Here is a 5,198-nt window from a genome sequence, read left to right on the forward strand (position 1 = left end):
GCGTCGACCACCTGTTGTCGTGTCGGTCCCTCTCTGTCGCCCGGGTACCCTTCGCCGTGGAAATCACCCCTCCTGTTCTCGTGTCGAGGGACGTGTGCCTGCGCGACAGGGTGCGTGCCGTCCGCGGCGGGGACGACCGGGCGGTCGGCCGACTCGCGCGGATGGTCGACGCCGTCCCGGGCGGGTGTGCAGCAGCGGTGCTCGTCTTTCACTGCGTCTCTCTCGAGGACCTGACCAGGACGGTCGCGAAGACGTCGGTGTTGTAGTGGACCTCCGTGCACTCGATCACCGTCCCGTCTTCGCCGTGGGTGTTCTGTCGCGCGCGCAGGACCGGCCGGCCCGGTTGCAGGTTCAGGGCCGCGGCGACCGGTGTCGGCGCGGCCACGGCCTCCAAATATGCCTCGTCCTTGACCGCACGGGTGCCGTGCGCCGCCAGCAGGCTCGGGAGGTTCTGATCGGGGTGGGCCAGTGCTGTGGGATCGAGCCCGTTACCGGCGATGGCCGTCGGCAGGTAGTCGACGAGGTAGACGCCGGGGTTGTGGTCGATGACCAGCGTGCGCTCGATGTGCCAGACGTCTTCGGTGGCGACCATGGACTCGGCGACCCACGAGGGCGCCGTCCCCGTGGTCGCGCCGAAGCCGCGGATCTCGACGTCGAAGCCGGCGGCACGGATGCGCTCGGGAAGGGATCCGACGACGCCCACATCGACGTAGATGCTGCGGAACGCCGCAGAGCCGGTACCGGCGGGCGGTTCGGCGATGAAGGTGCCGTTCCCCCATCGGCGGGTGACGAGGCCCTCGTGCCAGAGTTGCCGGAGTGCCGAACGAACCGTGACCCGGCTGACCCCGATGCGCGTCGCCAGATCGGACTCACCGGGCAGGCGGTCACCTGCGGTCCCCTCGCGAATGAGGTGGAGGATGCTCAGGCGAGCGTGGTCGACGCGGTTCACAGAGAACTCCTCGGGGCGGTCGGCGCAGGCCGGCGGACGACGGCGATCACCAGGAACCTAGCCGGTAGAGCGACCGGGGCGTGTTCGGGTACGTGTCGCGGACGGTGGCCTCGATGAGCCGCGCGCGCAGCTCGTCGCACTCCGCGCGGTGCGCCGGGTCCCCGGCCAGGTTGACCCGCTCGTCCGGATCCGTCTCCAGGTCGAACATCTGCTCCCCGCCGCCCTCGAAGTACCGGGTGTACCGGTGCCGTTCCGTGCGGATCGTGCGGGCCCAGCTCGAGGGCGAGATGTCCATGTGGCTGTTGTTGGACTGGACGAGGACCTCGTCGCGCCACTCGTCTCCGGCACCCGCGTCCGTGGTCAGCAGCGGAAGCAGCGAGCGGCCGTGCAGCATGGAAATCGTGTCCGTGCCACCGGGACGGCCGACGGGGAGGGCGGGCGGGTCGATCCGGGCCCAGTCGTAGATCGACGCGGTGATGTCCGTGTGCTTGACCAGCTCGCGGCGCACCGAGGGCTTCACCGAGGGGGCGGCGATCATCAGGGGAACGCGGATGCACGAGTCGTAGTGCCGCTCCCACTTGCCCAACAGGCCGTGGTCGTGCAGGAGTTCGCCGTGGTCGGAGGTGAAGACGAACAGGCAGTCGTCCACGCGTCCGGTCTCCTCCAGGACGCGCCGGAGCCGCCCGATCTCGTGGTCGAGGTGCGCCAGGTCGGCGAAGTAGAGCTGTCGTTCACGGCGCCAGTCGGAGTCGTCGTACGACGCGCTCTTGTACCGCTCCTGCGCGAAGTACGGTATCGGGTCGTCCTGCCATTCGGCCGGGATGGGCTCCGGGATGGCATCGACTTCGACCCGCTCGTCATAGTCGGCCGGCGGTGTGAAGGGGTTGTGCGGCTGCACGTAGCTGACCTGGGCGAACACGTCGCCGTCCGGGGTGTGACGCAGGAACTCGCAGGCGCGGTCGGTGATCCAGGCGGTCTGTGAGACCTCGGCGGGCAGCGGCAGCTCGTAGGCCAGTTGAGCGGTCTGCGGGTAACGGCTCTGCGCGTCCAGGATCTCGTCGCGGAGGTTCTCGTGGTCGGGTCCGTAGTCCTCCAGCTCGGGCACCATCGTCATCCACACCGTCGCCCTGGCCGCGTCGTACCACTGCGGGTGCGTCTCACGGACCCAGTCGAGCCAGGCGCCGGCCCGGGTGTCCTCGGTGTTGTCGACGACGTCGAATCCGTACGGCCGGTAGTCCGGGGCGATCGCCTCCAGTTGGGGAAGGAAGTGGAGCTTCCCGAAGGCCGCGGTGGTCCAGCCGGCGCTCTGCAGCGACTGCATGAACGTCGGCACCGCGGGGTCGAGGCGGTACCCGCACTCGCCCACGCCGTTGGCCGACGAGGAGATCCCGGTCGCGATGCTCGCCCGCGCGGGAGTGCACACCGGGTTCTCGGTGAACGCGTGCCGGAACTCGGCCCCCTCCGCCCGCAGGCGACGCAGTTCGGGCAGGTCGACCACGCCGTCGTCTGCGGCCTCGACCCACTTGGCGGCGAGCTGGTCGACCATGGCCAGGATGATCGTGCGCGGCATGGAAGTCTCACTTCCTGGAGAGGTATAGACGTCTACAACAATGCAGGCTACCGTACACCCGAACCTGAGCCTCACCCTTTGGATCGAGATGACCCGAGTTCACCCCGGCCCGCGCGACGCGGGGCCGATCAAGACGTATCTGGACTGCGACACCGGCATCGACGACGCGATGGCGTTGCTCTACCTGCACCACCGGCCCGAGGTCGATCTGCTGGGGGTGGGGACCGTCAGCGGCAACGTGACGTCGGCGCAGGCGGCGCGCAACACCCTGGCGCTGCTGGAACTGGTCGGCAGCTCCACTCCGGTGGCGGTGGGCGAACGCGACCCTCTCGCACAGGCCTTCGCAGGGGGCGCCCCCTCGGTGCACGGGAGGGCGGGTACCGGAAACGTCCAGCTGCCGCCCTCGGCGAGGCTGCCCCACGAGCTCGACGCGCCGGACCTGCTGATCCGGCTGGCACGCGAACATCCGGGCGCTCTCCGGGTGATCGCGACGGGCCCGCTCACGAATCTCGCGGTCGCGCTGCGGCGCGAGCCCGAACTGCCGGGCCTCGTGGCCGAGGTGACGATCATGGGTGGTGCCGCGCTGGCGCCGGGCAACATCACCCCGGCCGCCGAGGCCAACATCGCGGGGGACCCCGAGGCGGCCGCTGCGGTGTTCGCGGCGGACTGGCCGCTGACGATGGTCGGCCTCGACGTGACGATGCAGCACCGGCTCACCGAGGAGCACCGCGGCAAGCTGCTCACCGGGGAACACGAGCCCGCGCGCGTCATCGGGCAGATGCTCGACCGGTACCTCGACTTCTATGTCGGCATCTTCGGAGTGCGCGGTTGCGCGTTGCACGACCCGCTCGCCGCGGCCATAGGCGTCGGCCTCGTCGTGCCGTCGCTCGCCCCCACCGTGCGCGTCGAGGTCGACACCACCACCGGGCCGGGGCGAGGCGGCACGGTCGCCGATCTGCGCGGGCAGTACGTCGACTACCCCGCGCAGGAGGGTGCGAACTGCCGGGTCGTGCTGGCGGTGGACGACGCGTTCGCCGACGACCTGGTGGCGACGCTCCTGCAGATCCCCGGGGCCGGCTGATGACCGACACGCGCGCCGCGTTGACGAGCCTTCCCAAAGCCGAACTGCACGTGCACCTCGAGGGCACCCTGACCGCGTCCACGCGATCACGGCTCGCCGCTCGGCATGGGGCGCGGGACCCGCTCGCGGGAGTGGACCTCGTCGCGGAGTGCCGGTGCTTCGCCGGGTTCGCCCGCGTCTACGCGGAAGGTTCGACGGTGCTGCGCACGGCGGCCGACTTCGCCGACGCCGTGGACGCCTACCTGGCCGAGGCGCACGGTTACGGAGTCAGGCACGTCGAGTTCGCCGTCGATGTCCAGACGCACCACCGGCGCGGCGTGCCCCTGGGCTCCGTGGTCGACGGCGTGTGCGAGGGCCTCGACCGATGGCGGGGCCGAGGCGTGTCGGGCGGAATGATCGCCACACTGGACCGCCAGGACGGTGGCAGTGCCGAGGACGTCCTGCGCGCCCTCCGGCCGCGCCGCGACGACGTACTGGGGATCGGTGTCGCGGGCGACGAGCGGGCGGGCGCGCCGCCGGTGTTCGCGAAGGCGTTCGCCGCCGCCCGGGACTGGGGATGGGGGCGCACCGCGCACGCCGTCGCCCCTGACTGCATCGAAGCCGCCCTGGAAACCCTGGGCGTCGACCGGGTCGACCACGGATTCCGAGTCGCCGAGCGAACGGACCTCGTCGAGCGGATGATCGGCCAGGGCATCGCGCTGGCGGCCTGCCCGGTGACCAACGTCCTCGTCGGCCCGGTGCCGAGCCTGAGCGCTCATCCGCTGCCACGGCTGATGAGGCTCGGCGTCAGGGCATCCCTCTCCACCGACGACCCCGCGTACTTCGGCTGTGGGCTGGAGGACGTCTACACCGCCGCTCTGAACGAGATGGGCCTGCGACTCGAGGAACTCGTCGAGTGCGCGGTCACCTCGGTGGACAGCTCGTTCGCGACCGTCCGGCGAAAATCCGAACTGCGTGCGTCCATCGACTCTTGGCGCGCGGCGCACATGCCGACGCCCTGAGGCAAGGCCAGATCAGATCAGATCAGGCGGAGCGGACCGGGCACGCACGAGCCGGCTGCCGTCAGTGCCGACGGAGCACACCGATTCTCGCCGGTTCCCGGCCCATGTCACGTAGAGCAGAACTGTGCGCAGTCGCGTACTCAGACAGGAGAACGGAACATGAGACACACGCCGCGTTTGATCGCGCTCGGACTGAGCACGATGCTCGCTGTCCTGTCGCTGGGAGCCTGCAGCTCGTCGTCATCGGGCAGTGGGGACGGCAACGAGACGGTCACTGTCGCGGGCGACGGATACACGCTGGGGGGAGAGGCCTACATCGGGAAGGCGAAGGGCTACTTCTCCCAGGAGAAGCTGACGCCCAAGGTCCAGACCTTCGCCACCGGTCTCGACGGCATCAAGGCGATGATCGCCGGCCAGGTGCAGTTCTCCTTCGGCCTGGACTTCGCCGCGGTGTCCACCGCGACGAAGAACGTCGCCATTCTGGGTACCGTCGGTGCGCCCAGCGCGGCCGGCGGCTACAACCAGATGTTCTTCAGCAAGGGCATCACGTCGCCGGGCCAGCTCGCCGGCAAGAAGATCGGGGTCCTGGCCGGAACC

Annotated in this window: 5 protein-coding genes; 3 read left to right on the forward strand and 2 right to left on the reverse strand. The window is 70.0% G+C overall.

The window, feature by feature from the left end:
* Positions 1-208: 208 nt before the first annotated feature.
* Positions 209-949 (reverse strand): GntR family transcriptional regulator, encoded by a 741-nt coding sequence (locus AB0J04_RS45225; RefSeq protein ID WP_363174563.1) that lies wholly within the window; start codon positions 947-949, stop codon positions 209-211.
* A 46-nt stretch (positions 950-995) separates the two neighbouring features.
* The gene (locus AB0J04_RS45230; RefSeq protein ID WP_363174564.1) at positions 996-2,519 is read right to left on the reverse strand and encodes a sulfatase-like hydrolase/transferase; all 1,524 of its coding nucleotides are present in this window, start codon (positions 2,517-2,519) and stop codon (positions 996-998) included.
* Positions 2,520-2,607: 88 nt separating this feature from the next.
* Here AB0J04_RS45230 and AB0J04_RS45235 point away from each other — a divergent pair, with 88 nt between their 5' ends.
* The 3 genes from AB0J04_RS45235 to AB0J04_RS45245 form a co-directional block, all read left to right on the forward strand.
* Positions 2,608-3,600: a nucleoside hydrolase gene (locus AB0J04_RS45235; protein WP_363174566.1), complete on the forward strand. Its 993-nt coding sequence runs from the start codon at positions 2,608-2,610 to the stop codon at positions 3,598-3,600.
* Positions 3,600-4,601, forward strand: coding sequence for an adenosine deaminase (add, locus tag AB0J04_RS45240; RefSeq protein WP_363174567.1), 1,002 nt, complete (start codon positions 3,600-3,602; stop codon positions 4,599-4,601). Before AB0J04_RS45235 ends, add begins: the two co-directional genes overlap by 1 nt.
* A 159-nt stretch (positions 4,602-4,760) precedes the next feature.
* A partial coding sequence (locus tag AB0J04_RS45245) for an ABC transporter substrate-binding protein (protein WP_363174568.1) occupies positions 4,761-5,198 on the forward strand: 438 nt, incomplete at its 3' end.

This window comes from Streptomyces sp. NPDC050263 (genome assembly GCF_040655955.1).
Taxonomy (GTDB): Bacteria; Actinomycetota; Actinomycetes; order Streptomycetales; family Streptomycetaceae; genus Streptomyces.

Coding starts and splice junctions, on each gene's coding strand:
- AB0J04_RS45230 (WP_363174564.1), bottom strand. CDS start 2,519: ATGCCGCGCACGATCATCCTGGCCATGGTCGACCAGCTCGCCGCCAAG.
- AB0J04_RS45235 (WP_363174566.1), top strand. CDS start 2,608: ATGACCCGAGTTCACCCCGGCCCGCGCGACGCGGGGCCGATCAAGACG.
- add (WP_363174567.1), top strand. CDS start 3,600: ATGACCGACACGCGCGCCGCGTTGACGAGCCTTCCCAAAGCCGAACTG.